At 58.4% G+C, this 25,202-nt stretch carries 24 protein-coding genes; 4 read left to right on the forward strand and 20 right to left on the reverse strand.

Annotated features, from left to right (window positions below; genetic code table 11):
• Positions 1-8: 8 nt before the first annotated feature.
• Genes CKALI_RS06095 through pyrR form a run of 3 tightly spaced genes read right to left on the reverse strand, consistent with a single transcriptional unit; the run spans position 9 to position 2,833 of the window.
• Positions 9-1,349 carry a dihydroorotase gene (locus CKALI_RS06095; protein ID WP_156192455.1) on the reverse strand — a complete coding sequence of 447 codons (1,341 nt, stop codon included), beginning with the start codon at positions 1,347-1,349 and terminating at the stop codon, positions 9-11.
• A 2-nt stretch (positions 1,350-1,351) separates the two neighbouring features.
• Positions 1,352-2,278: an aspartate carbamoyltransferase catalytic subunit gene (locus CKALI_RS06100; protein WP_156192456.1), complete on the reverse strand. Its 927-nt coding sequence runs from the start codon at positions 2,276-2,278 to the stop codon at positions 1,352-1,354.
• A 3-nt stretch (positions 2,279-2,281) separates the two neighbouring features.
• Positions 2,282-2,833 carry a bifunctional pyr operon transcriptional regulator/uracil phosphoribosyltransferase PyrR gene (gene pyrR / locus CKALI_RS06105; protein ID WP_156192457.1) on the reverse strand — a complete coding sequence of 184 codons (552 nt, stop codon included), beginning with the start codon at positions 2,831-2,833 and terminating at the stop codon, positions 2,282-2,284.
• Positions 2,834-2,945: 112 nt separating this feature from the next.
• Here pyrR and CKALI_RS06110 point away from each other — a divergent pair, with 112 nt between their 5' ends.
• Genes CKALI_RS06110 through CKALI_RS06120 form a run of 3 tightly spaced genes read left to right on the forward strand, consistent with a single transcriptional unit; the run spans position 2,946 to position 4,934 of the window.
• Positions 2,946-4,247 carry a TIGR01777 family oxidoreductase gene (locus CKALI_RS06110; RefSeq protein ID WP_156192458.1) on the forward strand — a complete coding sequence of 434 codons (1,302 nt, stop codon included), beginning with the start codon at positions 2,946-2,948 and terminating at the stop codon, positions 4,245-4,247.
• Positions 4,240-4,587, forward strand: a complete 348-nt coding sequence (locus CKALI_RS06115; protein ID WP_197079641.1) for a YbjN domain-containing protein — start codon at positions 4,240-4,242, stop codon at positions 4,585-4,587. The genes CKALI_RS06110 and CKALI_RS06115 overlap by 8 nt, the downstream gene beginning before the upstream one ends.
• Complete coding sequence (locus tag CKALI_RS06120) at positions 4,578-4,934, forward strand: type III secretion system chaperone family protein (RefSeq protein ID WP_197079642.1); 357 nt, start codon at positions 4,578-4,580, stop codon at positions 4,932-4,934. The genes CKALI_RS06115 and CKALI_RS06120 overlap by 10 nt, the downstream gene beginning before the upstream one ends.
• On the opposite strand, the gene CKALI_RS06125 is transcribed toward CKALI_RS06120, so the two are convergent.
• The 15 genes from CKALI_RS06125 to aspS all read right to left on the reverse strand — a co-directional run bounded on the left by CKALI_RS06125 (position 4,915) and on the right by aspS (position 21,414).
• Positions 4,915-5,745: a PPK2 family polyphosphate kinase gene (locus tag CKALI_RS06125; RefSeq protein ID WP_156192461.1), complete on the reverse strand. Its 831-nt coding sequence runs from the start codon at positions 5,743-5,745 to the stop codon at positions 4,915-4,917. The genes CKALI_RS06120 and CKALI_RS06125 overlap by 20 nt on opposite strands.
• 25 nt (positions 5,746-5,770) lie before the next feature.
• Complete coding sequence (nusB, locus tag CKALI_RS06130) at positions 5,771-6,334, reverse strand: transcription antitermination factor NusB (RefSeq protein WP_156192462.1); 564 nt, start codon at positions 6,332-6,334, stop codon at positions 5,771-5,773.
• Positions 6,334-6,897, reverse strand: coding sequence for an elongation factor P (gene efp, locus CKALI_RS06135; RefSeq protein WP_156192463.1), 564 nt, complete (start codon positions 6,895-6,897; stop codon positions 6,334-6,336). Before efp ends, nusB begins: the two co-directional genes overlap by 1 nt.
• A gap of 35 nt (positions 6,898-6,932) precedes the next feature.
• Positions 6,933-8,021: an aminopeptidase P family protein gene (locus tag CKALI_RS06140; protein WP_156192464.1), complete on the reverse strand. Its 1,089-nt coding sequence runs from the start codon at positions 8,019-8,021 to the stop codon at positions 6,933-6,935.
• 5 nt (positions 8,022-8,026) lie between these two features.
• Positions 8,027-8,449, reverse strand: a complete 423-nt coding sequence (aroQ, locus tag CKALI_RS06145; protein ID WP_156192465.1) for a type II 3-dehydroquinate dehydratase — start codon at positions 8,447-8,449, stop codon at positions 8,027-8,029.
• A complete protein-coding gene (gene aroB / locus CKALI_RS06150; protein ID WP_156192466.1) occupies positions 8,446-9,459 on the reverse strand; it encodes a 3-dehydroquinate synthase in 1,014 nt (337 codons plus the stop codon). The genes aroQ and aroB overlap by 4 nt, the downstream gene beginning before the upstream one ends.
• The gene (locus CKALI_RS06155) at positions 9,456-9,950 is read right to left on the reverse strand and encodes a shikimate kinase (RefSeq protein ID WP_326519779.1); all 495 of its coding nucleotides are present in this window, start codon (positions 9,948-9,950) and stop codon (positions 9,456-9,458) included. The genes aroB and CKALI_RS06155 overlap by 4 nt, the downstream gene beginning before the upstream one ends.
• Positions 9,951-9,955: 5 nt before the next feature.
• Entirely contained in the window at positions 9,956-11,158 is a 1,203-nt protein-coding gene (aroC, locus tag CKALI_RS06160) for a chorismate synthase (RefSeq protein WP_197079644.1), read from the reverse strand.
• Between the two features lie 483 nt (positions 11,159-11,641).
• Positions 11,642-12,394 (reverse strand): shikimate dehydrogenase, encoded by a 753-nt coding sequence (locus CKALI_RS06170; RefSeq protein WP_156192470.1) that lies wholly within the window; start codon positions 12,392-12,394, stop codon positions 11,642-11,644.
• On the reverse strand, positions 12,394-13,545 hold the full coding sequence (gene mltG / locus CKALI_RS06175; RefSeq protein WP_156192471.1) for an endolytic transglycosylase MltG: 1,152 nt from the start codon (positions 13,543-13,545) through the stop codon (positions 12,394-12,396). The genes CKALI_RS06170 and mltG overlap by 1 nt, the downstream gene beginning before the upstream one ends.
• Before the next feature lies 1 nt (position 13,546).
• Positions 13,547-14,038, reverse strand: a complete 492-nt coding sequence (gene ruvX, locus CKALI_RS06180) for a Holliday junction resolvase RuvX (protein WP_156192472.1) — start codon at positions 14,036-14,038, stop codon at positions 13,547-13,549.
• Positions 14,039-14,093: 55 nt separating this feature from the next.
• Entirely contained in the window at positions 14,094-16,751 is a 2,658-nt protein-coding gene (gene alaS, locus CKALI_RS06185) for an alanine--tRNA ligase (protein ID WP_156192473.1), read from the reverse strand.
• Between the two features lie 95 nt (positions 16,752-16,846).
• Positions 16,847-18,187, reverse strand: a complete 1,341-nt coding sequence (locus CKALI_RS06190) for a replication-associated recombination protein A (protein ID WP_407643739.1) — start codon at positions 18,185-18,187, stop codon at positions 16,847-16,849.
• A 2-nt stretch (positions 18,188-18,189) separates the two neighbouring features.
• A complete protein-coding gene (locus tag CKALI_RS06195) occupies positions 18,190-19,440 on the reverse strand; it encodes a phosphotransferase family protein (RefSeq protein WP_156192474.1) in 1,251 nt (416 codons plus the stop codon).
• A gap of 171 nt (positions 19,441-19,611) precedes the next feature.
• Positions 19,612-21,414, reverse strand: coding sequence for an aspartate--tRNA ligase (gene aspS / locus CKALI_RS06200; protein WP_156192475.1), 1,803 nt, complete (start codon positions 21,412-21,414; stop codon positions 19,612-19,614).
• Between the two features lie 107 nt (positions 21,415-21,521).
• Between aspS and ypfJ the strand changes: the two genes are divergently transcribed.
• Complete coding sequence (ypfJ, locus tag CKALI_RS06205; protein WP_156192476.1) at positions 21,522-22,400, forward strand: KPN_02809 family neutral zinc metallopeptidase; 879 nt, start codon at positions 21,522-21,524, stop codon at positions 22,398-22,400.
• A 52-nt stretch (positions 22,401-22,452) separates the two neighbouring features.
• On the opposite strand, the gene CKALI_RS06210 is transcribed toward ypfJ, so the two are convergent.
• Positions 22,453-24,474, reverse strand: a complete 2,022-nt coding sequence (locus CKALI_RS06210) for a YhgE/Pip domain-containing protein (protein WP_156192477.1) — start codon at positions 24,472-24,474, stop codon at positions 22,453-22,455.
• 3 nt (positions 24,475-24,477) lie between these two features.
• A complete protein-coding gene (locus CKALI_RS06215) occupies positions 24,478-25,137 on the reverse strand; it encodes a hypothetical protein (protein ID WP_156192478.1) in 660 nt (219 codons plus the stop codon).
• Positions 25,138-25,202 lie beyond the last annotated feature (65 nt).

The following is a 25,202-nucleotide window of genomic DNA, read 5'->3' on the forward strand; positions in this document are numbered from 1 at the left end:
ATTGCAAATTATACAGTGTTGGGCTCTGCAGCCTTGCCCTCAGCACATGTTACGTGGCCACGCAGGATCGTCGTGGTCACCTTGGAATGGAACTCCATTCCCTCATACGGCGTGTTTTCCGCCTTCGAATCCATCTCTTCGCCACGGGCAACCCAGGTGCGCTCAGGATCAACCAGGGTCAGGTTGGCAGGCTCCCCGACCGCAATTGGGCGGCCGTGACCAGGCAGGCGCACAATCTCGGCGGGGCGCTCGGACATGACCTTTGCTACCCATCGCCAGTCAGCGAGTCCAGAGCGCACGAAAGTGTCCGCAATGATAGACAGCGAGGTCTCGAGGCCGAGCATGCCCGGTCGCGCATGCTCAAATTCGACGCACTTTTCTTCAGAACCATGCGGAGCGTGGTCAGTAGCCACACAGTCGATGGTTCCGTCGAGGAGTGCTTCTCGCAGTGCAGCAGTGTCGTGGTCTTCGCGCAGCGGAGGATTCACTCGGTACACGCCGTCGTAGGATTCCAACAGCTTGTCCGTGAGGATGAGGTGGTGTGGGGTGACTTCAGCAGTGATTGGAATGCCCTGCGCCTTGGCCCACTTCACCAGCTCTACCGAGCCGACCGTAGACAAGTGACAGATGTGCATGCGGGTGCCGTAGTCGCGAGTAAGGAGCGAGTCGCGAGCGACAATGGATTCCTCCGCGGCACGTGGCCATCCTCGGAGCCCGAGTCGCGCTGCGGTCTGGCCCTCGTGTGCAGGTGCGCCGTCGGAAAGCCGCAAGTCCTCGCAGTGCTGGGCAAGCAGAACATCCTGGCCCTTTGCATACTCAATGGCGCGTCGCATGATCATCGGGTTGTCCACGCACTTGCCGTCGTCGGAGAACATGCGCACCTTGGCGGCCGAGCGGGCCATCATGCCGAACTCGGTGATTTCCTTACCTTCAAGTCCCTTGGTGATAGACCCGATGGGGTGGACGTCGCACAGGCCGATGGCCTGGGACTTGAGCCACACGGACTCGGCGATGGTGGGCTGATCCATGACTGGGATGGTGTTGGCCATGGTGAACACAGCCGTGAAGCCACCCTTGGCAGCAGCGGCAGAGCCGGTAGCCAGGGTCTCGGTGTCCTCGCGGCCGGGTTCGCGCAGGTGAACGTGCATGTCTACCAGGCCTGGGAGCAGGATCTGGCCATGTCCATCGATCTCGCGATCCGCAGACACTTCCAGCGATGCGCCCATCTGAGTGATCACGCCGTCCTCGATGAAGACGTCAACGAGGTCTTCGCCGTAAGGCTTTACATTCTTCAGAAGCAGGGATTCGGACGCTGCCGGGGCCAGCTGGCCAGTTTCAGGGAAGTTCATGATTAGCTCTCCGTCCCAATCAAAGTGGTAAACAGCACGGCCATGCGCACGTGCACACCGTTGCTGACCTGTTGCAGCACTGCCGTCTGCGGGCCGTCTGCGACGTGGTAGTTCATTTCCATGCCACGAAGCATGGGGCCAGGGTGCATGACGATGGCATCCTCGCGCATCGACGCTGCGCGTGCCTTCGACATGCCATAGAGCGTCGCGTACTCGCGGTGCGACGGGAAGAATCCGCCGTGCATACGCTCCTGCTGAACGCGCAGCATCATGACGACGTCGGCGTCCTTGATCTCATCGTCCATCTCGTAGCTGACGCGAACTGGCCAGTTTTCCACTCCGGTAGGCAACAACGTCGGTGGCGCAACGAGCACGACTTCGTTGCCAAGAGCTGCGTGCAGCTCGACATTGGAGCGCACCACGCGTGAATGCAAGCAGTCACCCACGATGACTACCTTCAGGCCGGTCAGTCGGCCGAGGCGTTGGCGCATCGTCACGGCGTCGAGAAGCGCCTGCGTGGGGTGCTGGTGTGCCCCATCGCCGGCGTTGATGATCGACGGGCCGTTTGGTCCCAGCCACTGCGCGACCTGCTGCGCCGCGCCTGACGACGGGTGTCGCATCACAATCGCGTCGGCGCCTACCGCAGCTAGTGTTGACGCGGTGTCCTTGAGAGACTCGCCCTTCTTCACTGAGGAGCCGGAGGCGGAGACGTTGATGACGTCTGCGCTCATCCATTTGCCGGCGGTTTCGAAGGAAGAACGGGTACGGGTGGAGTTCTCGTAGAACATGGTGAAGATGGTGCGGCCACGCAGGGTGGGCAGCTTCTTCACCTCGCGTCCTTCGAGCGCTGCCCGGAATTTGTCTGCCTCATCGAGCAGGCCAATGATTTCGTCTTTGCTGAGGTCGGAAATGCTCAGGAGGTGCTTCATGTGTTAGCTCTCTCGCTTGATAAAGACACCGTCGTGACCGTCGATTTCCGACAGTCGAACGTTAACGTCTTCGTCTTTTGAAGTGGGGAGGTTTTTGCCAACGTAGTCGGCGCGGATCGGCAGCTGGCGGTGTCCGCGGTCAACGAGCACTGCAAGCTGGATGTTTGCCGGGCGCCCCTCGTCGCGGAGGGCGTCGAGTGCGGCGCGGATGGTACGGCCCGAGAAGAGGACGTCGTCAACGAGGATGACGATTGCGTCGTCGATGGTCTCGGGTATCACGGTGGGTAGCAGCGCGCGATGCGGTTTGGATCGCAAATCGTCGCGGTACAGCGTGATGTCTAGCGAGCCGGTGGGTACTGTCACCCCCGAAAACTCTTCGATCTTGGCAGCCAGGCGCTGCGCAAGGGGCACGCCTCCTGATGGAATGCCAAGGAGAAGCACGCGGGATTCGCCTGCGTCTAGTGCCGTTTTCTCAATAATCTGGTGCGCGATTCGCGCCACGGTTCGGCCGACGTCTGCTGCGGACAGCAATTCGGTTTCCATGGTGTCGCTCATCGTGACCTCCTTCCCCGCCTCTCTGTGCGGACCATTAAAGGATGTCTCTATGCTGGTATGACAACAGCCAACTTTAGCATCGGTTGGCGTCCCGGACCGAAAGGCACGATCGATGAGCTACACCACCACGCAGTTTCTGCCCTTCGATCGCGATACTGTCTGGACCTATCACACCCGTTTGGGTGCCGTCGCCCGCCTCACTCCCCCGTTTCTACCAATGACGCCGGTGCGTCAGGCAGCCAGCTTGGCCGATGGCACAACGGTATTTGCCCTTCCTGCCGGACTCAAGTGGATCGCACGCCACGACATCACCGCTTATCGACGCGGCCGCCAGTTCGCCGACGACTGTGTCTCGGCGCCCATCAAGGCACTCGCCCACTGGCGCCACGTGCATCGCTTCGAAGATGCCCCAGGAGGAACGGAGCTGACAGATGTCGTGGACACTCGTGTTCCACGCGCCGCACTTCGGGCTTCTTTTGCCTATCGGCAGCGCCAGCTCCTTGGCGATCTCACCTCGGCCGCTCGTATTAATCCCACTGCTATAACCGTCGGAATCACTGGCTCTCGCGGGCTGGTCGGCCGAGCTTTAACGGCCTTTCTGTCCACGCTTGGAGTCGAAGTTGTCCAACTCACCCGCGAGCGGGCCAAACCAGGCCAACGGCTCTGGAACCCCACCTCGCCAGACCCGCAGCTTCTCGACGGCCTAAACGCTGTCATCCACCTCGCCGGAGAACCCATTCTCGGTCGTTTCAGCGACTCCCACAAGAAGGCGCTGCGAGATTCCCGCATCGAACCGACCAAGAAACTTGCCGAACTCGTCTCCACCAGCCCCACCTGCCACACGTTTATCTCAGCATCTGCCATCGGCTACTACGGCCCGAAGTGCGGAACGGATGAACCAGTCGATGTTCACGCTGGTCCCGGCGAAGGTTTCCTCGCTGACGTGGTAGCCGACTGGGAAGCTGCTGCAACGACCTGCACTAAACGAACAGTGCTCATGCGTACCGGCATGGTGCTATCTGGGCGCGGCGGAGCGTTGCCGGTGTTCAAGGCATTGTTTTCTACCGGACTTGGTGGTTCCCTTGGCACCGGCGAGCAGTGGATGTCGTGGGTGAGCATTGACGACCTCGTCGATGCTTATGCTGCCGCGCTTTTCAATGACTCTTCCGGACCTGTCAATGCGGTCTCCCCCCACCCGGTGCGCAACTCTGAGTTCGCGGAGCTGCTCTCCAAGGAGTTGCGTCGGCCAGCTTTGGTCAACATACCGAGCATTGGTCCAAAGCTGCTGCTGGGCAAAGAAGGCGCGACTGAGTTTGCGCTCGCGGACCAACGTGTCGCGACGTCGCTGCGAGATCTGCGCCATCCCCATCTCGCGCAGGCACTGGGGCATGAATTGGGTGGCGACCATGCTTGATCGCATTGCAGACTTCTTTTCGGCAGAAGGCTTAGAGTTCGTCCGAGACGAAAGATCGGTGTCCACCGGATTCGAGGACGTGGCGATCACGGTTTTTGCCACGGCAGAAAATCTGCTGGTCAGCGCTCGGTTCCGTGATTCATGGCGAAATCTCGTCGCCGTCAACGAGTGGAATGCCCACCACGTCAGTCCGACCGCATTCGTGGTGGACGGCGATCTCTATTTCAAACAGGGTCTCGCGTTAGCCGAGGATCTTGACGACAATCAACTCGGATTCTTCCTTTCCGCCACACTCGGCGCAATCGGATCCGCTTGCGAATGGTTTGCCCAATGGAAGTAACATATCCCCGACTCCTCGCTGCAGCCCGAACGCTAGGAGTGCAGCTCACTCCGACGCCCACAGCGCGACTATGGGTGGCGAACCTCAACGACTGCCTCGTGCAGTTTCTATCGCTGCCATCCAGCATCGTGCTGCGCATGGATCTTCCCGAAGTGAGCATCCCGGCCTGTAACGACACCAACGCCTCGCCGCTCTTCGTGTCCGCAGCGCTTATCGACGCCCCTGCGCCGCTCACTCGGTTGGAATACAACTTTCCCACCGCGGCGGGTCTCACCGATCACCAGCTAGAGCATCTGCTGAAGACCGGACTCGACCATCTTTTTGCTGCTAGGAAGCAGCTACTCTAGCCTTTTCCACTTCGACATCGAAGTCGGCTGCTGGCCACTCGAGATTCTTGCTGCGGAGGGCATCAAGCAGCAGGAATTTCACTACCATGCGGGCATAAGGCTTATTGTCGCTCGGGACGATGTACCACGGAGCAACGTCAGTGCTGGTCTTTTCAAAAGCGATCCGGTAAGCCTCTTGGTATGCGTCCCAGTGCCCGCGTTCGTCAACGTCACCCGGATTGTACTTCCAGTACTTGGTTGGATCTTCCAGGCGCTCGGTGAGGTTTTCTTTCTGGAACTCTTTGGAGATATGCAGAAAGACCTTGATGATCGTGGTGCCACCGTCGACGAGTTCCTTCTCAAACTCATTGATGGCATCGTAGCGCCGCTCGATTTCCTCCGGACTGGAAAGTTCGTGCACGCGATGGACGATGACATCCTCGTAGTGCGAACGGTCGAAGATCCCGACCTTGCCCGGACCTGGCAGGGCTTTGCGGATGCGCCACAGGAAGTCGTGCGAGAGTTCTTCCTTGGTTGGTTTACCAAAACCAGTGATGTGCACACCTTGCGGATCTAATGGATCCAGGGTGTGTTTCACCACGCCGCCCTTGCCAGAAGTGTCCATACCCTGCAGAACGATGAGAATGTTTCCGGGATTGTTGCCCGAGCGGAAATTCGCGTAGAGCTTTTCCTGCAGTTCTCGTAGCTCCGGCTCGATCTCAGCTACCTGACGTTCAATGTTTTCTTTCGACGCCTTGAACCCCGGGGTGCTGGTCGGGTCGATGGTTGGATCTACGAGAGCTTTGGCCTCGGCAATTGTAAAAGTACTCATGCCAGGCCAGTGTAGTGGATCTGGACTAAGCCTGATCCTGATTTAGCTCGTCAGTTTCGACTGAAACGGCTTCAGCTGGGACAGTTTCCTCAGAAAGTTCTTCCTGGGAATCCTCCGTTGGCTCTTCCGCCGTGATTTCGGCAGTGGAATCGTCGGAGTGATTCATGACGTCGTCAAGCACTGCGTTGATGTACGGCGGTGCCACATCGGTGGAATATTCAGAAGCTAGCTCGATGCCCTCAACCACGGCGGTCTTACGCGGAACCTCGGCGTTGAACAGCAACTCCCAGGTAGACACGCGCAAGATGGCGCGGTCAACAGCAGGGATGCGAGGCAGCGTCCAATCCTCGGCGAGAAAGCGCGCGATCGTTTCATCGATCCGATCCAACTCGAAGGCAACGCCACGCACGATTTCTTGCGTGTACGGAGCCACCGGTGCCACGGGAGGTTCCGGGAGGCGAGCGAGCTCGACGCGGTCCTCGATCACAGCGATCGGATCGACGTCGCGAGCCTCAGCCTCGAAGAGAATGTCTACCGCGCGACGTCGCGCCTTGTAGCGCGCGCCGCGACGCTTGAACTTGTCGCTCATTAGTTGTTTACGCGGGACAGGTAAGAGCCGTCGCGAGTGTCAACCTTGACGATGTTGCCCGTCTCCAGGAAAAGCGGAACCTGAATCTCGGCACCGGTTTCGAGGGTTGCTGGCTTGGTGCCACCGGTAGAGCGGTCACCCTGCAGGCCTGGATCGGTGTGTTCAATCTTCAGGTCAACAGAGATAGGCAGTTCAGCAAACAGTGGCTCACCTTCGTGGAAGGAGACCTGAACGACCATGTTTTCCAGCAGGAACTTTGCACCATCTCCCATGAGATGCGGAGCGAGCTCAATCTGCTCGTAGTTCTTTGCATCCATGAGGACGTAGGAGGTGCCGTCGAAGTACAGGTAGGTCATGTCGCGGCGATCAACGCTTGCGGTCTCAACCTTGACACCGGCATTGAAGGTCTTGTCGATGATCTTGCCCGAGACAACATCCTTGAGCTTGGTGCGAACGAAAGCTGGGCCCTTACCCGGCTTCACGTGCTGGAACTCAATGATCTGGTTCAGCTTGCCTTCCATCTTGAGGACAAGGCCGTTCTTAAAGTCAGCGGTAGTCGCCACGAATTTCTCCCTCTATAGGTCTTAACCCGTACATCCTACAACACGATCAGTTCCTTATTCATAATGGTGATAATCTCAGGCGCGCCATCCCTGATGATGAGCGAATCCTCAATGCGTACTCCCCCCACTTCAGGAACATAAATGCCGGGCTCGATCGTCAGCGTCATGCCAGATTCGAGTACGCCTTCGCCAGTCTGAGCTGCATAAGGTGCCTCGTGCACGTCCAGCCCGATTCCGTGACCGGTGGAATGTACAAAGTAATCCTCATAGCCGCCCGCGGTGATGATGTCGCGGCATGCCTTATCGACGTCCACCAGCGCCGTTCCCGGGGTCGCAGCTTCAATACCTGCCAGCTGCGCCTGACGAACAAGCTCGTAGATTTCCCGCTGCTGCTCCGAGGGCTCACCCACCATGAACGTACGGGTCATGTCCGAATTAAAACCCCGGTCATGAGCGCCGAAGTCGATGGTGAGCAAATCACCGTCGCGAATGATCCGATCGCCCGCGCCGTGGTGTGGCTTGGCGCTGTTCGGACCGGAGGCCACGATGGTATCGAAACTTGGCCGTTCGGCTCCCGACTTACGCATCAAGTACTCGAGTTCCGCGGCGACATCTCGTTCGGAACGACCACGCAACTCGCCTTGCAGCACAGTTTCCAGAGCACCCGTAGCCAGTGCCGCTACATCACGCAACCGCTGCAGGGAGACAACGTCCTTTTTAAGGCGTAGTTCTTCGATCACACCAGTGACAGGAACGAGAGTCACGTCCTCCCCCACAGCTTCCTGCAGGCGATCAAGTTGCGCAACAGAGACATAATCGGCTTCGAACCCGACACGGCGAGGACCCTCGACAGTGGCGAGCAAAGCTTTGGCACTATTGCGCTCAATAATCACCTCGATATCAGGAACTTCCAGAGCAATCTGAGTGGTGTAGCGACCATCCGTGCACATGGATGCAGACAAATCCTTGGACACCAACAATGCAGCATTCGACCCGGAAAAGTTCGACAGGAATCGAACGTGAGTCAAATGAGTGACCAGCATCGCGTCAATACGCTGCCCGGCGAGTGTGGCAGCCAAGGCACGTCGACGATTAGAAAAGCGAGTATCGGCAAAGGAAGTCATGTGACTTATGATACTTCTTCGACAAAGCTCCGAAGCGCTAATTCATATCCTTTTGTTCCAAGACCTGCGATCACGCCCTTGGCCACCGGTGACAAGTAGCTGTGAGCGCGGAATGGCTCGCGCGCATGCACATTAGAGATATGTACCTCGATGAACTCCACCTCTACGAGAGCGTCTCGCAGTGCGACAGACGTGTGAGTGTAGCCACCTGGATTGATGATGACTTGCCAACCGTTCTCGGCTGCTTCGTGTACCCAGTCAATGAGCTGGCCTTCATGGTTTGACTGGCGAAATTCGACTGCTGCCCCGAGCTCGCGGGCGAGTTCACCGACGCGGGCCTCTACATCAGCGAGCGTCGTATGCCCATAGATCTCCGGTTGGCGCTTGCCCAGACGGTTCAAGTTGGGGCCATTCAAAACTAAGATCATTGATTCATCGCCTCAAATGCTGCACGCAACTGCTCTTTCGTCATGCCTTCAAGTCGCGTCGTCTTGCCGACCTGAGTGATGGCCACAAAACGAATGCCTCCGCCCCGGTTCTTCTTGTCGCGAGTCATTGCCTCGTACAGGGCATCGAAATCACCCTCATAACGGATCGGCAATCCAACACTGGTGATGATATCGAGGTGACGCTGCAGCAATGGGGCGTCGATAAGCCCCTGCTGGTGCGAGAGATGGGCGATGAAGCTCATGCCCACGGCAACCGCATTGCCATGGCGCCAACGGTAGTTTTCGACTAGTTCGACGGCGTGTCCGAAAGTGTGGCCGTAGTTGAGGATCTCGCGCAGGGAACTTTCCTTGAGATCGGCTGCTACGACTCGCGCCTTGACTGCGATCGATCGTTCGATGAGCTCGGGCAGTTTGTCCTCGCCCGATTCGTAGATGCGCAGGATCTCTTCGTCACCGATGAAGCCGGTCTTGATGATCTCGGCAGAACCCGAAATGATTTCTTCCTCCGGCAGTGTCTTGAGGAAATCAAGGTCAACGTACACCGCATGCGGTTCGTGGAACGCGCCCACTAGGTTCTTTCCCGCCGCGGTATTGATACCGGTCTTTCCGCCAACCGCAGCATCGACCATAGCCAGCAGAGTGGTAGGAACTTGTACAACTCGAATCCCGCGCATCCACGCCGAAGCGATGAATCCAGCGATGTCAGTAGTGGCACCACCGCCAAGCCCGACCACGAGGTCGGAACGGCTAAAGTTCTTCTCCCCTAGAAAATCCCAGGCCCGCTCAGCAACGCCGAGAGTCTTACCGTCTTCGGCATCCGGGATCTCGAAAGTGTAGGCCTCGGAAAACTGCGCAGCCAACGCTTCCGCCTGCGAGCGAAGCACCGGTTGATGCACGATGAGAGCCTTGTTCGTTGCGGTCTCAGCAACGCGATCGAGTAGTCCCGCGCCGATATGGACGTGGTAAGAATCCCCTACTGCAATGCTCATTGGTTCTCCAAGTGCGACAAGATTTCAGTGACTATCTTCTGTGGGCTAAGGCCATTCGTACGTGCTTTGAAGCTTGCTACCTCGCGGTACAGCGGTTCACGATCAGTCAATATCTGCTGGTACCGCGCCGCGGGATCCGCAGCTTGTAGTACCGGACGAGAATCATCCTGAGTACGTCGCAGACCTTCCTCGGCAGAGACATCCAGCCAAATGACCTCGAGGTCTGCGAGTAGGTCCCTCGTCTTGGGACTCAGCACGGCGCCGCCACCAAGGCTGATGACGCCGCATCCTTGCAGCGCCTCGGCCACGACTTCTTCTTCAATCTCGCGGAACTTCGGCTCGCCCAGCTCAGAGAAGATCTCGCCGCAGGTTTTGCTGAAGCGCTCTTCGATGATGGCATCGGTGTCAATGAGTTCCATGCTGAGGGCGCGAGCTAGACGACGCCCAATGGTCGACTTACCTGCACCCGGTGGACCTACTAGGACCAACACACGCACTACTTGAACTCCAATCGCTGATTCACGTAGGCCAAGTAGCTCTCGGCGTTCCGCTTTGTTTCCGCCAGACTGTCGCCACCAAACTTAGCCAATACAGCGCGTGCTAGCACCAGGGCGACCATAGCCTCGGCCACCACCCCAGCCGCGGGAACAGCGCACACGTCGGAACGCTGATGAATGGCGCTGGCTGCGCTGCCGTCTTTCATATCGATAGTCTTCAGCGCTCGGGGAACCGTGGAAATAGGCTTCATAGCGGCGCGGACCACCAGGGACTCGCCATTCGTCATCCCGCCTTCCAGACCACCGGCACGGTTACTTTCACGATGAATACCGGCTCCATCACGCACGATTTGATCGTGGGCAGCGCTGCCCCGGCTGCGAGCTTGCGCGAAACCATCGCCCATTTCAACGCCCTTGATGGCCTGGATGCTCATCAGCGCTGCGGCCAACTGTGCATCCAGTCGCTGCTCACCAGACACGTGGGAACCGAGTCCAATGGGTAGACCATGGACTACGACCTCAACCACACCGCCCAGAGTATCTCCAGACTTCTTCGCATCTTCGATCTCCGCGATCATCTTCGCTTCTGCATCTTTGTCGAGGGCACGCACTGGCGAGGCATCGATCTGCTCAAGATCCGCAAAGCTCGGGAGCTCACCCTCGTAGGAATACTCGCCGATTCCGATAACGTGGGAGACAACCTCGACTCCAAGGACCTCCCGTAGGAAACTGCGGGCCAGGGTTGCTGCTGCCACACGGGCCGCGGTCTCGCGGGCGGAAGCGCGTTCCAGCACATTGCGGGCATCTTCGAAGTCATACTTGAGCATGCCCGAGTAGTCCGCATGGCCCGGGCGCGGACGCGTCAGCTGGGCGCCTCGACCGGACTCGAATGCTTTCTGATTCTCTTCATCAGACATATCAACCGCATCAGCGGACATGATCGTGGTCCACTTCGGCCACTCGGTATTGCCGATCATGATGGCAACCGGACTACCCAGCGTTTTGCCTAGTCGTACGCCGGTGAGCAGCGTGACCTCATCGGCTTCAAACTTCATGCGCGCTCCGCGCCCATAGCCGAGGCGACGGCGTGCGAGCTGGGCGGAGACCTCCTCGGATGACAGTGGCACGCCAGCTGGCATGTTCTCTACCATCGCGATAAGGGCTTGGCCGTGGGATTCACCTGCAGTTGTCCATCGAAGCATGCCCAACATTGTCTCATGTGACCGGGTTCATTAGTAGCTGATACCCCCTATTTGGCCACTTGGAAGCACGAACGCCGCTAGCCACGTTGCCACAATCATCGAAGGACCATGTGGCAATGACCGGCGCCGCATTAAAGCACAGCCAGCAACTGTCAATAGCGATGCCAGTGCTATCGCCATGAGAAGAGCGAGAAAATTGCCGGCTAGTGCAACCGTGCCCAAACTCAGCGCCAACTTCACATCTCCACCGCCGATCCCCCGACGGCTATAGAGCGCAGCCCATAACAGGCCACCCCACACGCAGTTCGGATAGCAATAGGCAGCAACAACGGCAGCGGGCAGCGTCAACCAATCTGGCAAACGCCGAAAGCACACGTCAAAACCACAGAGAATAGTCCCCCACAGATATACCCCCATGTAGACAAGAATAATTCAAAACGGTCGTGGCGGGCGAGCCGTTGCCCTTCGAGCAATCTGCCGGAACTAAAACAGTTCGGATTCCAGAGCAGCCCGCATCTCAGGACGCGGGGCCGAATAACCGGTGAACAGCTCAAACTGGGCATACGCCTGGTGGGCAAGCATAACGTGTCCAGCCACACACGGAATCCCCTTCTCCTGTGCCTGGGCAATCAAAGGCGGAGGCCACGGACTGTAGCTGACGTCGAACAACGGGCTGGAAATCTCGAGATGACCAGCAGCGGCTCCGGGCAACGTCGAAATAACCACATCGGCTTTCGGGATCGGCCCTAAGGGGAGCCAATGAGCGTCGACAAGCTCTGCCAGCTCGGCGGTTCGATCGCTGCGGTTCATTACCGTGATGTCGGTGACTCCGCTTTCCCGCAGGGCCCACAGGACTGCGCGTGCGGTTCCCCCGGCGCCAAGGACAACAGCCGAGGTAGGGCTGTCGATTCCTAGTTCGTCTAGAGCGCCCAGGACGCCGAGACAGTCGGTGTTATCGGCCAGCCATCCATCGTCGGTACGCACCAAAGTGTTCGCGGAACCAATTTCTTTGGCCCTGGGAGTTACCGCGTCCGCGAACTCCAAGGCTGCGAATTTGCAGGGCATGGTGACGGAGTATCCCGCATAGTCCCGGGAGATGAGTGCCGGCAACTGCTCGGCGGTGCACTCCTGCTTTTCATAGCTCCAGTCCAGGCCGAGCGCCCGATAACCAGCGGTATGAAGCAACGGAGACAGCGAGTGTTCGATCGGGCTGCCTAATACAGCTGCTTTAGCCATCAGCGCTGGCTATCCAAGACACCGTTGTCGATCGACTTCTGAGTATCCCGCTGGTGATCCTCAAAGGAGCGGTTGAACACCGTGGTGCCGTCCTTATCGATGGTGACGAAGAAGAGCCAATCGCCCTGCGCTGGATTCTCCATGGCCGCAATAGCTTCCATCGAAGCAGCAGAGATTGGTGTCTCTGGCAATCCGTCCTTGGCATAGGTGTTCCACGGAGTCACGCGGGCGCGATCCTGGTCAGTGGTCGCGATTTCCTGTTCCGGCAAACCGTAGTTGACGGTGGAGTCGAATTCGAGTCGCATCGGCTCCTTCAGACGGTTGAGAATAACGCGGGCAACCTTGTCAAAATCACCGCGCGGAGCTTCCCGCTCGACCAAAGAGGCGGCTGTGAGCAGCTCATACGGGCTCAAGCCAATAGCCTGCGAACGCGCGACAATGCCCGATTCCTCATACTGTTTCGCCGAACGCGTGATCAGATCCTGCAGGATCGCTGTGGCATCGTGCTGCGGGTTGATCACGTACTGGCCAGGGATAATGAGGCCTTCCAGCCGCTTCGGATCGTTGCCACGCTTTGCGACGACTTCCCGCGCCCACTCTGGCACGCCGAGCGTCGCCGGATCGGCCGTCGCTGCCACCTGCTCCAGCTGGGCAACCTTGACACAGTTGTTGGAATGCTTGCAGGTCACTTCCTCGATAGTCGAGTAAATGCCCTTTCGGAGCTGACCGCCCACCACTCGTACGTCCGCAAGTGTCTGACCACCCGGGACTTGCAGCAGCTCTACCTTGTTCTGAGGGTTCACCAGAGCCGAGACAGCTTCCTTGGCCGACATTTCCTTTTGTACCCGATAGAAACCAGGAGTGACGTTTGCGGCGGAATCGTTTTGTCCCGCAGCGGCTTGGAATGCACCATTGGACTTGACCACGCCGGCTTCCACCAACTCGGGGCCGAGCTCTGAGATAGTTTCGCCTTCGGCGATTTCGACCATTACCTCTTCACCGTTGCCAGTGCCCTGGTAGTCCATCAAGCTAGGCGGATTGGCTCGCACATAGGCAACATAAACCACCGTTCCAATCAAGAGGAGTAAACACGCGACGAGGACAGCCAGCCCACGTTCACGACGCTTCCGGTACTTAGGTTCCATTCTCATGTCAGCTTTCAGCCCTTTCTAGGTACCGCTGTCGAGCGTCCAACCAGGATTGCAGAATCTCTACTGCTGCCACTTGGTCGATAATCGCGCGGGTTTGCTTCTCCGTCTTGCCAGCTGCGTGCACTGCGCCGAGCGCTGCGACGGTAGTGAGGCGCTCGTCGCCCATCCGGACAATGACATCGCTGCGGCGACGAATGCGGAAAGCAATCTCTTTAGCGTGCTTGACGCTGCTCGAGCCTTGTCCTTTGAGGTCGCGTGGCAGGCCGACAACGACCTCAACAACCTCGTGTTCATCAAGCAGCTCCAAGATGCGCTCGATGTCTTCCTGGTCACGGTCCTTAAGACCGGTCTTACGCGGGATTGTCTCCAAAGGCATGGCTAGGGTTGCCTCTCGATTGGAGTAAGCAACCCCGATCCGGACCGTGCCGACGTCAAGTGCGAGTCGACGCCCGTGCCCTGGATCATCATGTCCAGGAATGTCCGGTTTCACCATGCATCTAACCTATCGTTTCGCTGAATGAATCAGCTGCAGTTTTGCGGGCGTGTCCCTAAAGAGATTCCAATTCCTTCTTGACGGCCTCAAAGCCTGCCTGGAGACCTGCGATGTTGGAACCTGCGCCTTGAGCCATGTCAGGCTTACCGCCGCCACGCCCATCAACGTACTGACCGATGAGCTTGACCAAATCACCGCTCTTGACGCCTCGGGCGATAGCGGACTTCGTCGCTGCAACGATGTACGGCGCCTTGCCCGCTGACTCCGCACCCAGCACGATAACGGCATCCTTGTTGGCGATCTGGCCGCGCATCTCAGTTGCGATGCCGCGCAGCTCGCCAGCTTCGATGCCAGCCGGAAGCTGAACAGCAATAACGTGGAAACCATTGACATCCTGAGCGGACTCAACGTACTTAAGGCTTTGTGCGACCAACTGTGCGCGGCGCATCCGCTCAACTTCCTTTTCGGCAGCCTTGAGCTTTTCGGTGAGCGCCGCGATACGATCCGGCAGTTCCTCCGATGGTGCTTTCAAGGAGGCGGCCAAACCGGCAGCCAGAGCGCGTTCCTTAGACAGGTAGCTGAAGGAATCCAGGCCGGAGTACGCCTCGATTCGACGAACTCCGGAACCGACAGAGCTCTCGCCGAGCACGGCAACTGGACCAATTTGCGAAGAGTGCGCGACGTGCGTTCCGCCACACAGCTCCATGGAGAACGGGCCGCCGATCTCCACCAGGCGCACCTCGTTGCCGTAGTTCTCACCGAACAGCGCCATCGCACCCATGGCCTTGGCCTCAGCCAAAGTGGTCTCGAAGGTGTTGACGGCCCAGTCATTGTCCACTGCTTGGTTCGTGATCTGCTCGATCTGGTGCAGCTGCTCTGGGGTCAGTGCTTCGGTGTAGTTGAAGTCAAAGCGGAGGTAGCCAGGCTTATTCATGGAACCTGCCTGGACGGCCGTCGGGCCGAGCACCTGGCGCAGCGCAGCGTGGATCAAGTGGGTGCCGGTGTGAGCCTGGCGCGCAGCGTGACGCCACTGCTTATCGACGCTCGCAGTCACGGCCTCCAATCCCAGTTGACCTTCTTGGACAACGGCCTTGTGTACCCACAGCTTCTTGCCGATCTTCTGCACGTCTGTGACGTTGAGCAATGCTCCGACAGCACGGATCAAGCCGCGGTCGCCCAGCTGGCCGCCAGCTTCGGCATACATCGGCGTGACATCAAGGATGACCTCAACCTCGTCGCCCTGACCAACAGTGGTCTTCTTTTCACCACCCGAGATCAGTCCGAGGACGCGAGCTTCAGCTTCGAGATTGTCGTAGCCCACGAACTCGGTTGGGTTTTGGTCGACCCACTCGCGGTAGATCGTCAGATCGGCGTGGCCATGCTTCTTGGCCTGCGAATCGGCCTTGGCACGGGCCTTTTGCTCTGCCATCAGCGAGTGGAAGCCCTCTTCGTCCACCTTGAGGCCAGCCTCGGCGGCCATCTCCAGGGTGAGGTCAATCGGGAAACCGTAGGTGTCATGGAGAGTGAACGCCTCGTCACCGGCGATGGTGGTCTTGCCTGCGGACTTAGCTTCGGCAGCAGCGTCCTCGAAGAGCTTGGTGCCGGATTCCAGGGTGTTGAGGAAGGCCTTCTCCTCGTTGACTGCAACAGCCAAAATGCGCTCGCGAGAATCCGCAATCTCTGGGTAGGACGGGGTCATCGTGTCCATGATGGTGTTCATGAACGCTTCCATGGTGGCGCCTTGCGCGCCGAGCAGTCGTGCAGAACGGATAATGCGGCGCAGCAGGCGGCGCAGAATGTAGCCACGGCCCTCGTTGCCTGGAGTGACACCATCGAGGATCAGCATCATGCCGGTGCGGGAGTGGTCCGCGATGACGCGGAAACGAATGTTGTCCTGGTCGTTGGAGCCGTATGTTGCGCCGGTGAGCTTTTCTGCGGTGTCGATGACCGGGCGGAGCAGGTCGGTTTCGTAAACGTTGTCCACGCCCTGTAGCAAGCAAGCGATACGCTCGACGCCCATGCCGGTATCGATGTTCTGCTTCGGCAGTGGGCCGAGGATTTCGAAGTTGTCCTTACCGATGCCCTCGCCACGCTCGTTCTGCATGAACACGAGGTTCCAGATTTCCAGGTAACGGTTGTCGTCAGCCTCAGGGCCACCGTCCTTGCCATGCTCCGGGCCACGGTCGTAATAGATCTCAGAACATGGGCCACATGGGCCTGGTACGCCCATCGACCAGTAATTGTCGGCCATGCCGAGGCGCTGAATGCGCTCGGCCGGAATACCGATCTGCTTGTGCCAGATGTCGGCAGCTTCGTCATCGTCGAGGTAAACAGTGACCCATAGGCGCTCTGGGTCGAAGCCGTAGCCGCCGTCCTCGACGGAGTTGGTCAGCAACGACCAAGCGTGCTTGATGGCACCTTCTTTGAAGTAGTTGCCAAAGGAGAAGTTGCCGGCCATCTGGAAGAAGGTGTTGTGGCGAGTAGTGATGCCCACTTCTTCGATGTCCAACGTACGAACGCACTTCTGGATACTCGTCGCGGTCTCGAAAGGTGGGGTCTGCTGACCCAGGAAGTATGGCTTGAACGGCACCATGCCGGCGTTGACGAAGAGCAGGTTCGGATCGTCGAGAATCAGGGACGCGCTGGGCACGGCGGTGTGTCCGGCGTTAACAAAGTGCTGGGTGAACCGTTCCCGGATCTCATGAGTCTGCACGACAGGTGTTCCTTGCTTCAGGTGGCGAATAAAGTTACGGGACACTACTTTACCCGCTCTCGCCGACCGCTTTTCGACGGCCATAGCTAAATTATCTAGCCAAGTCCCCGAACAATCCTCCGTAAGCGACCCAGAAAGTCATGGAGGCGCTTTTCGGCGCCGTGCGTTGTCGGTTCGTAGTACACCGCTTGATTAAGCTCATCCGGCAGATACTGCTGGGTGACTACGCCTCGTGGGTCATCGTGTGGGTACTGGTAGCCCACAGCATTGCCGAGTTTCTCGGCTCCCGCATAGTGCCCATCGCGCAAATGCGGTGGCACCACCCCGACATTGCCGCGACGGACGTCGGCAAGCGCGCGGTCGATGGCCATATACACCGCGTTCGACTTTGGCGCGGTGGCCAGGTGAACCGTCGCGTGGGCAAGGGTGATGCGCGCTTCCGGCATGCCGATGAAACTTACCGCGTGGTAGGCAGCAATCGCGGTTTGCAACGCTGTGGAATCGGCCATCCCAATGTCTTCACTGGCGTGAATCACTAAGCGCCGAGCGATGAAGCGCGGGTCTTCACCGGCGTCGATCATCCGCGCCAGATAGTGCAACGCTGCATCGACATCTGAGCCACGGATGGACTTGATGAACGCCGAGGTGATGTCATAGTGCTGGTCGCCGTCCCGGTCGTAGCGGGCAACCGCTCGGTTAATGTTCACACCAACAATTTCGGCAGTAAGGGTCTCCCCTTCAGCAAGCGCCTCGGCGGCGGCTTCTAGGTAGGTCAGGCTGCGACGAGCATCTCCGCCTGCAAGTTGCACGAGCATATCGATGGCATCGTCGGTTGATTTCAACTTGGCTGCGTAACCCCGGTCGTCGATAAGCGCCCGCATAAGGACCGCACGAATATCTTCCGGCCCCAAAGATTTCAGTTGGATAAGCAGCGAACGCGACAACAGCGGTGCCACCACAGAAAACGACGGGTTCTCCGTGGTCGCAGCGACCAGCAACACCGTGCGATTTTCAACTGCAGCTAGCAATGCATCCTGTTGAGTCTTGGAGAAGCGATGGACCTCATCGATGAAGAGGACGGTGCGTTTGCCGTGCACCAGATCGCGTCGGGCCTGGTCGATGACCGCGCGCACCTCTTTCACCCCTGATGACAGTGCAGACAATCCGACAAAGTTGTCGCCGGCCGCGGCGCTAATCAGCGAAGCTATGGTGGTCTTTCCGGTGCCTGGTGGACCGTACAGGATCACCGATGCTTCACCCGAGCCCTCAATGATGCGACGCAGTGGCTTTCCGGGACCGAGCACATGCCCCTGCCCCATCACCTCATCGAGCGAACGCGGCCGCATCCGCACGGCTAACGGTGCGTCGTGCGATGGGTGAAAATAGTCACTCGCAGAATTGTCAGGTTCGGAGGAAAACAACGATTCTTGGCTCACGGCTACCCATCTGAGTTCCGCAGGCGCTCCACAATGTCGGCCGCGAATCGCCGAACCGACGCAAAGCGGCCATCGTCCCAACGGGCCGTAAACCGAGCTAGCGCCTCGAAAGTCTCATACAAGTCCTTGCGCACCAAACGACCTTCCGCGGTGCCTTCAGAGAGAAAATCAGCCGTAAACAGATTGAACTCGGCGTCAATATCCGCTGCAACCAGTGCTTCGATCTCCGGCTCCAGCTCCTGCCCCAGGGAAGTGTCCTCAACCGCCCCCACCAAGGACACTGCCTGGTTCATCGAGCCGTGGTACAAGTAGGCGACGCTGGCAAGCGCCCAGCCCACCAAAGCGGTCACGATCCTGTTGCCACGTCGGTCCATGTTGTCAGCGTTCGGCCACATCTCTCGAACTTCGCGGGCCCACGATTCTACGAATGCATCGACCTCGTCATCGGAGATGATCTGAGCGGATACGAATTGTGGAAATCCGGCGATAACGCAGGCCACGTCAAAAGTGACATCGCGGAAACCAGCCCATTCGTAATCCAGGAAATACGTGCGCTTGGCAGAAACGATGTTGTCCGGAGACAAGTCAAACGGAGTGAACGCGCGGTGTTTTCCGGAAGTAAGGCGTCGCTTTGCTTCGCTGGCAGCCACCCGCACTTCCGCGGGGACAGCAACCCCGGATTGCTCAATGAGCTCCAGACCATTGTCAATGCTGGCGAGCAACGACAAGTCGCGCAAATTCTGCAAGTGCGCGGTATCTGGGTGGCTCTTCAGCATGCGATTGAGCAAAACCTCGAAGTCTGGCTCATGCATGGCGGTACCGACGTGGAGCTTGCCCAATGAGCGTCCCAGGTTCCGCAGGTGTTGCTTGCGGAGTTCGTTATTCGGGCTTGCCAGCAGTTCTTCGTACGTCTCACTGTCGCCCGCGTCGGTGATTACGATGATGCGGTGGTCGATATCGTAAGCGAGCAGCATAGGACCGGGCCGAACTTCTTCGCTCAGCGAATTGGTGAACTGGTAGGCAACGATTTCACGTACCAGCGCTGCGTCATCGATGGGATCATCAGAGGCTGGCACATACTTGATCACCACTGACCGCTCGTCCAAAAATGGCGAGGCAGCAACGCGGGCGCGGAGCACCCTGGCCGAGCCGGAACCACCCAATGTTTCGGGGTCGGAGAGTGTCTGGGTGCCACCGAGTCTGCGAGTAAGCAGCTCGGCCGCCAGCCCAACTATCTCCGATTCCGTCGGCATTTCATGGTCCTTTCGTGAACCCATAAGCTCAGGATGCTCTCATTCTACGTCGAAAAAGCCCTCGGTAACATACCTTTATTGATAATGGTGTCCTTTGGGCGAACAGGGCAGAAAGTGGCTTGGTCAATTTCAGCCAAGCCACTTCGCATTAGTTACGGTAAAAGACGGCGCTTACTTGGCAGCCTCAGCGTCCACTGCTTGCTTCGGCTTGGCATCAATGCCAGCTTCCTTACGCTGCTGCGGAGTAATCGGTGCCGGAGCGTCAGTAAGCGGATCCACGCCGCCACCGGACTTCGGGAAGGCAATGACATCGCGGATCGAATCGAACCCGCCCAGCAGGGAGACGATACGGTCCCAGCCGAAAGCGATGCCGCCGTGCGGAGGGGCGCCGTAGGAGAATGCCTCTAGCAGGAAGCCGAACTTCTCCTGCGCCTCTTCTTCGGTGATGCCCATGACCTTGAACACACGTTCCTGCACGTCACGGCGGTGAATACGGATGGAACCGCCACCAATTTCATTGCCGTTGCAGACCAGGTCATACGCGTAGGCAGTTGCTTCGCCTGGGTTTTCTTCGAAGTTATCGATCCACTCAGGCTTTGGCGAGGTAAAGGCGTGGTGGACCGCAGTCCAAGCGGAGTGTCCCAGGGCGACGTCTCCGGATGCCGTGGCGTCCGCTGCTGGCTCGAACAGCGGTGCGTCAACGATCCAGGTGAATGCCCAGTCCCCGTCCTTAATGAGGTCGAGCTTGCGGGCGATCTCACCACGAGCTGCGCCGAGGAGTGCGCGGGAGCTCTTGACATCTCCGGCGGCAAAGAAGATACAGTCACCAGGTTGTGCGCCAACGTGCTCAGCGATGCCGGCACGCTCTTCATCTGTGATGTTCTTGGCCACTGGACCACCCAGCTCGCCGTCTTCACCGATGAGGATGTAAGCCAGGCCCTTGGCGCCACGCTGCTTGGCCCAATCCTGCCAGGCATCAAGCTGGCGACGTGGCTGGGATGCGCCACCCTGCATAACGACGGCACCGACGTAGTCATTCTTGAACACGCGGAATGTGGTGTTTTCGAAGAACTCGGTGCATTCGACGATTTTGATGTCAAAGCGCAGGTCTGGCTTATCCGAGCCGTAGTATTTCATAGCGTCGGCGTAGGTCATGCGCGGAATCGGAGTCTGAACTTCGTAACCGATGAGCTTCCAGATTTCGGTAGCGAGCTCCTCGCCCAGCGCCATGACATCGTCCTGGTCCACGAAAGACATCTCGATGTCCAACTGGGTGAACTCAGGCTGGCGGTCAGCACGGAAGTCTTCGTCACGGTAGCAGCGAGCGATCTGGTAGTAACGCTCCATACCTGCCACCATCAGCAGCTGCTTGAACAGCTGAGGGGACTGAGGCAGCGCGTACCAAGAGCCTGGCTTCAGGCGTGCTGGCACCAGGAAGTCGCGGGCACCTTCCGGGGTGGAACGAGTAAGCGTAGGAGTTTCGATCTCAGTGAACTCATTAGCGTCGAGCACGCGACGCGCAGCTTTACTGACCTCGGAGCGCAGCCGCAAAGCGTCACCCTGGGACTTGCGACGCAGATCCAGGTAGCGGTACTTCAGGCGGGTTTCTTCGCCCACTTCACCAGAATTAGACTGGTCATCGATCTGGAACGGAAGCGGAGCAGCCTCATTGAGAATCTCCAGCTCGGTGACGTTGATCTCGATCTCACCGGAAGCAAGGTTCGGGTTCTCGGACCCTTCTGGACGAGCCTCGACGACGCCAGTAATGCGCAAACAGTACTCGGAACGCAACGAGTGAGCACGCTCAGCGACGTCACTTTCGCGGAACACCACCTGTGCCAGGCCTGAGCAGTCACGCATATCGATGAAGATCACGCCGCCGTGATCTCGTCGGCGGGCAACCCAACCGGTGAGGGTAACGGACTGCCCTACTGTGTCTTTACGGAGATCGCCCGCAAGGTGTGTGCGCAACACTTAGGATGTTCCTTCCAATGGGAATTACTGTTAATAGTCGTGTCGAGTCTACTCGGAAGGCCCTCGAATTGTTGCACTTGGGGGTTGCTTAAAGAAAGATGGAACACATGACGTTTCGCGAAGATTTCCAGAAGACCGAGAATCGAGCCAGCCGTGGCGGTGGCGGTGGCCGTCTCGCCGCCGGCGGCGGTATCGGCACGCTGCTTATGGTCGGCTTGTTCTTGCTTATGGGTGGCAACCCTGCGGACATTGGCCAGGTCATTGGCCAACAGCAACAAGTGCCGGCAGGACAGGAACAGTCGGGTGGCCTCGACGAGTGTAAGACTGGCGCCGACGCCAACAACAACGTGAATTGCCGAATCGAATTCACCGGCATCTCCGTTGACCGTGTGTGGGAGAAGTTGCTGCCGGAACAAGCTGGAATTCAGTACACGGAACCTGGCTTGGTTGTCTTCGAGAACACCACCAACTCTGGCTGTGGCACAGCATCCGCAAACACCGGCCCGTTCTACTGCCCTGGTGACCAGTCCACTTACTTCGACGGCAGCTTCTTTGCCATGCTGGAAAAGCTCGGCGGCGAAAATGCCCCACTGGCGCAGGAGTACATCGTTGCCCACGAATTCGGTCACCACATCCAGAAACTGGAAGGCACCTTGGGCCTTTCCAACTACAACGATCCTGGTGCCGAATCTAACGCAGTGAAGATCGAACTGCAGGCCGACTGCTACGCCGGCATTTGGGCGCACCATGCCGATGACGGCGAGGACGCCATCCTCAACCAAATCACCCCTGAGCAGGTGGAAAGCGCGATGAAGACCGCTGCTGCCGTGGGCGATGACAACATCCAAAAGCGTTCGGGTGGCTCGGTTCGCCCTGACCTGTGGACACACGGTTCTTCCAAGGACCGCGCGAACGCATTCCTCACCGGCTTCAACGAAGGCACCATGAAGTCCTGTGACACCTTGGGGCGCGGCGTTTACAAATAAGTCTCCCGACAGCCAGAGAACACCATCCGAAGATTTCCGGATGGTGTTCTTTTTATATGTCGAGTTCTGGGTGAAGCTTGTCCAGCGTCAATAGTCGATCACGCCAGGCAGACAGCGAAGTCACCGTCATTGCGCCCAGCCAGACCAGCACGAGCACCACGATAGAATGCTCTAATCTGCCGTCGAAAACTGAGTGTCCGCCCACCAACATTTGGCGGAAGAGTTCAACAGAGTAGGAAATCGGATCATAGTGGTGGAACCACCGGAGAAATGCTGGCTGGGTCTCTGGAGGATACAGACCACCTGAGGAGACTAGCTGTAGCGCCATCAAAATGATGCAGAGCAAACGACCCGCTGACGTACCAAAGAACGCGTTAATTGCCTGTGTGACACCCACGAAGCACATCGACACTCCGACCAGTGCTGCCCACAGCCCAATCGGATGAACGGCATGTGCCTTGAGCACGACCTCAAGCACGAACCACACAGCGGTGGCCTGCAAACTGCCGATCACGATGCCGGGTATCCAGGAGGAGATCGCCACGCGTACTGGGTGCATTCCGGAGTCGATGGCGCGTCGCTTGAGGGGGCGCAGCACCATGAACATCATCGTGCCGCCGAGGAACATCGCCAACGAGGAAAAGAACGGTGCAAGTCCCACGCCGAAGGAAGTCAGCGTTTGACCGGTGTTGTGTGTCTGGACCATCTGGCCGAGCATTGTCGACGCCTTGTCGCGCTTGTCCTCATCGAACTTCGGCGAACGTGAGGCTGCATCACTTAGTTTCAGACTGAGCTCCCCACTACCTTCATCGAGCTGGACCAATCCGTCACGCAGCGCTGAGGCGCCCACCGAGAGCTGCTGTGTGCCTTCAACGAGTTTGGTCGTCCCATCACTGAGGGTTTGCGTGCCGACGACCAACTTGCCTGATCCCTCAGACAGTTGGGTCAAACCGCTCGCGAGTTCACTGGCGCCGGAGTCGGCGGCAGTCATTCCTAGGCGATATTCCGAATTCGGATCACCCAGTTGGTAGGCCAAGGTGCGGGCACCTTCTTGCAAGCGCTTGAGGTCGGAGGCTGTTGTTGATTGCGGGCCGAGGCCCTGACCATTAACGGCTGCGATCGTAGCGTCGAACTGGTTGGCAAGCTCCACGGCAGCTGGAACGCCGAGTGCACGCAGCTGCGCCGATGCAGTCACAAGCGGTGCAACCACCTGCTCTTGAGCGTTGGTCGCTTGATTCGCCATTGTCACCACCTGATCGACCCCGGCTGAGATCTGCTGGGCCCCGTTGCCGAGCTGAACTGTTGCGCCGCCCAGCGATGTCAGCCCTTGATCGAGTTGTGAGGCGCCCTTTTTCGCTTCTTTCAGTCCCGTATCTAGCTGCTGAACTCCAGTAGCCAGCTGCTGAGCGCCTGAATCGAGTTGGGCGCTCTTTTCCGAGAGCGTCCCGGTGCCGTCGGCAAGCTGGCTGGCACCGGTGCGAGCATCTGTCACGCCCTCCTTGAGTCGCCCCGAGCCGTCTGCTGCCTGGCTGAGGCCATCACCGATCGTGTTGAAGCCGATCAGGAGCTGGTTACTTGCCTGTTTTCCCAGCTCAGCATCGATCGTTGCCACGACCTGATTCGTAACTTGGTTGCCGAGCATGCTGGCAATGAAGCCGTTGGCGTTGTTGTAGACCGTGGCGATCTGGGCGGACTGGGGCTGGTCAGTGTTGACGCTGAGCACAGATTGGGAAAAATCGGTGGGCAGCTCGAGGGCGAAGTAGTAGGTGCCGTCAGCGACTCCACGGGCCGCTTGCTCTGCGGTGGCTGCCTCGAAACCGACCTTGTCGGTCTGCAGCAGTTTATGCATAACCTGGTCACCAGCATTGATGCGAGTACCGTCTTTGTCCGCTCCTTGATCGGAATTGACCACGGCTACCGGTAGGTCCTTCAAGCCAGTGATCGGATCCCAGTAGGCCCAAGGAAACAGTCCACCAAAGATCAGCGGAAGCAAGGTGAGCACGACGAAGGCGGCTCGCGGTAGCTTGCCGCTGGCAAAACGCCGGAGCTCAGAGCCGATGTGGAAGAGATTCATGGCTTACTCCCCTTGTGTCAAGGAAATGACACGGTCGAATTGCTGGTGGGTGTCGGAATTGGTGGAGGCCACGATGACGGGGGTGCGTTCGGACAGCGTGCGCAGGTGATCGATAAGTTCAGCACGTATGTCAAGGCTGCGGACTTGGTCGATGTCATCGATCACTACGAGCGCCGGCTCTGGGCGTGCGAGCAAGGCGAGGGCAACCCGTAATACGAATCGATGGGTCGGATTCAGAGAACCGACCTGTGCTCGCGGCTCGATTTCGAGTTCAAAAAGGTCCCGAATACTCTGCCAACGTTCGATGTTCGTAATGTCAGTGGGAGTGCGCCGATACCACGGGCTGGACCACGCCGAAACTTCACGGATGTACGTAGCCACGCGAACGTTTCTGTCTAGGCCATCGATGCTGGACACGCCCGCCAATGCGATGTGCTTATTCAGAGCGCGTGGACTGTCCAACGTGGACCCATCGGGAAGATCCAGCTCGATGGACCCTTTCACCGGCTTCATTCGGCCGGCCAGGGTGAGCATCGTGGTTGTGGCAGATGCTTCACGTCCAGTGCAGAGCAAAGTCAGTGCGTTGTCTAGTTCGAAGTCGGGCACGCGCAGCCCCGTCGCAACCACGAGATCGTGGACACGCAAGAAAGCTGTGTCTGTCATTGTTAAAAGCCCCAATTTTAACCGGAGGGTGAACTATCAGTTAGGATGGTGACCATCATGCTCCG

This window comes from Corynebacterium kalinowskii (genome assembly GCF_009734385.1).
Lineage (GTDB): Bacteria > Actinomycetota > Actinomycetes > Mycobacteriales > Mycobacteriaceae > Corynebacterium > Corynebacterium kalinowskii.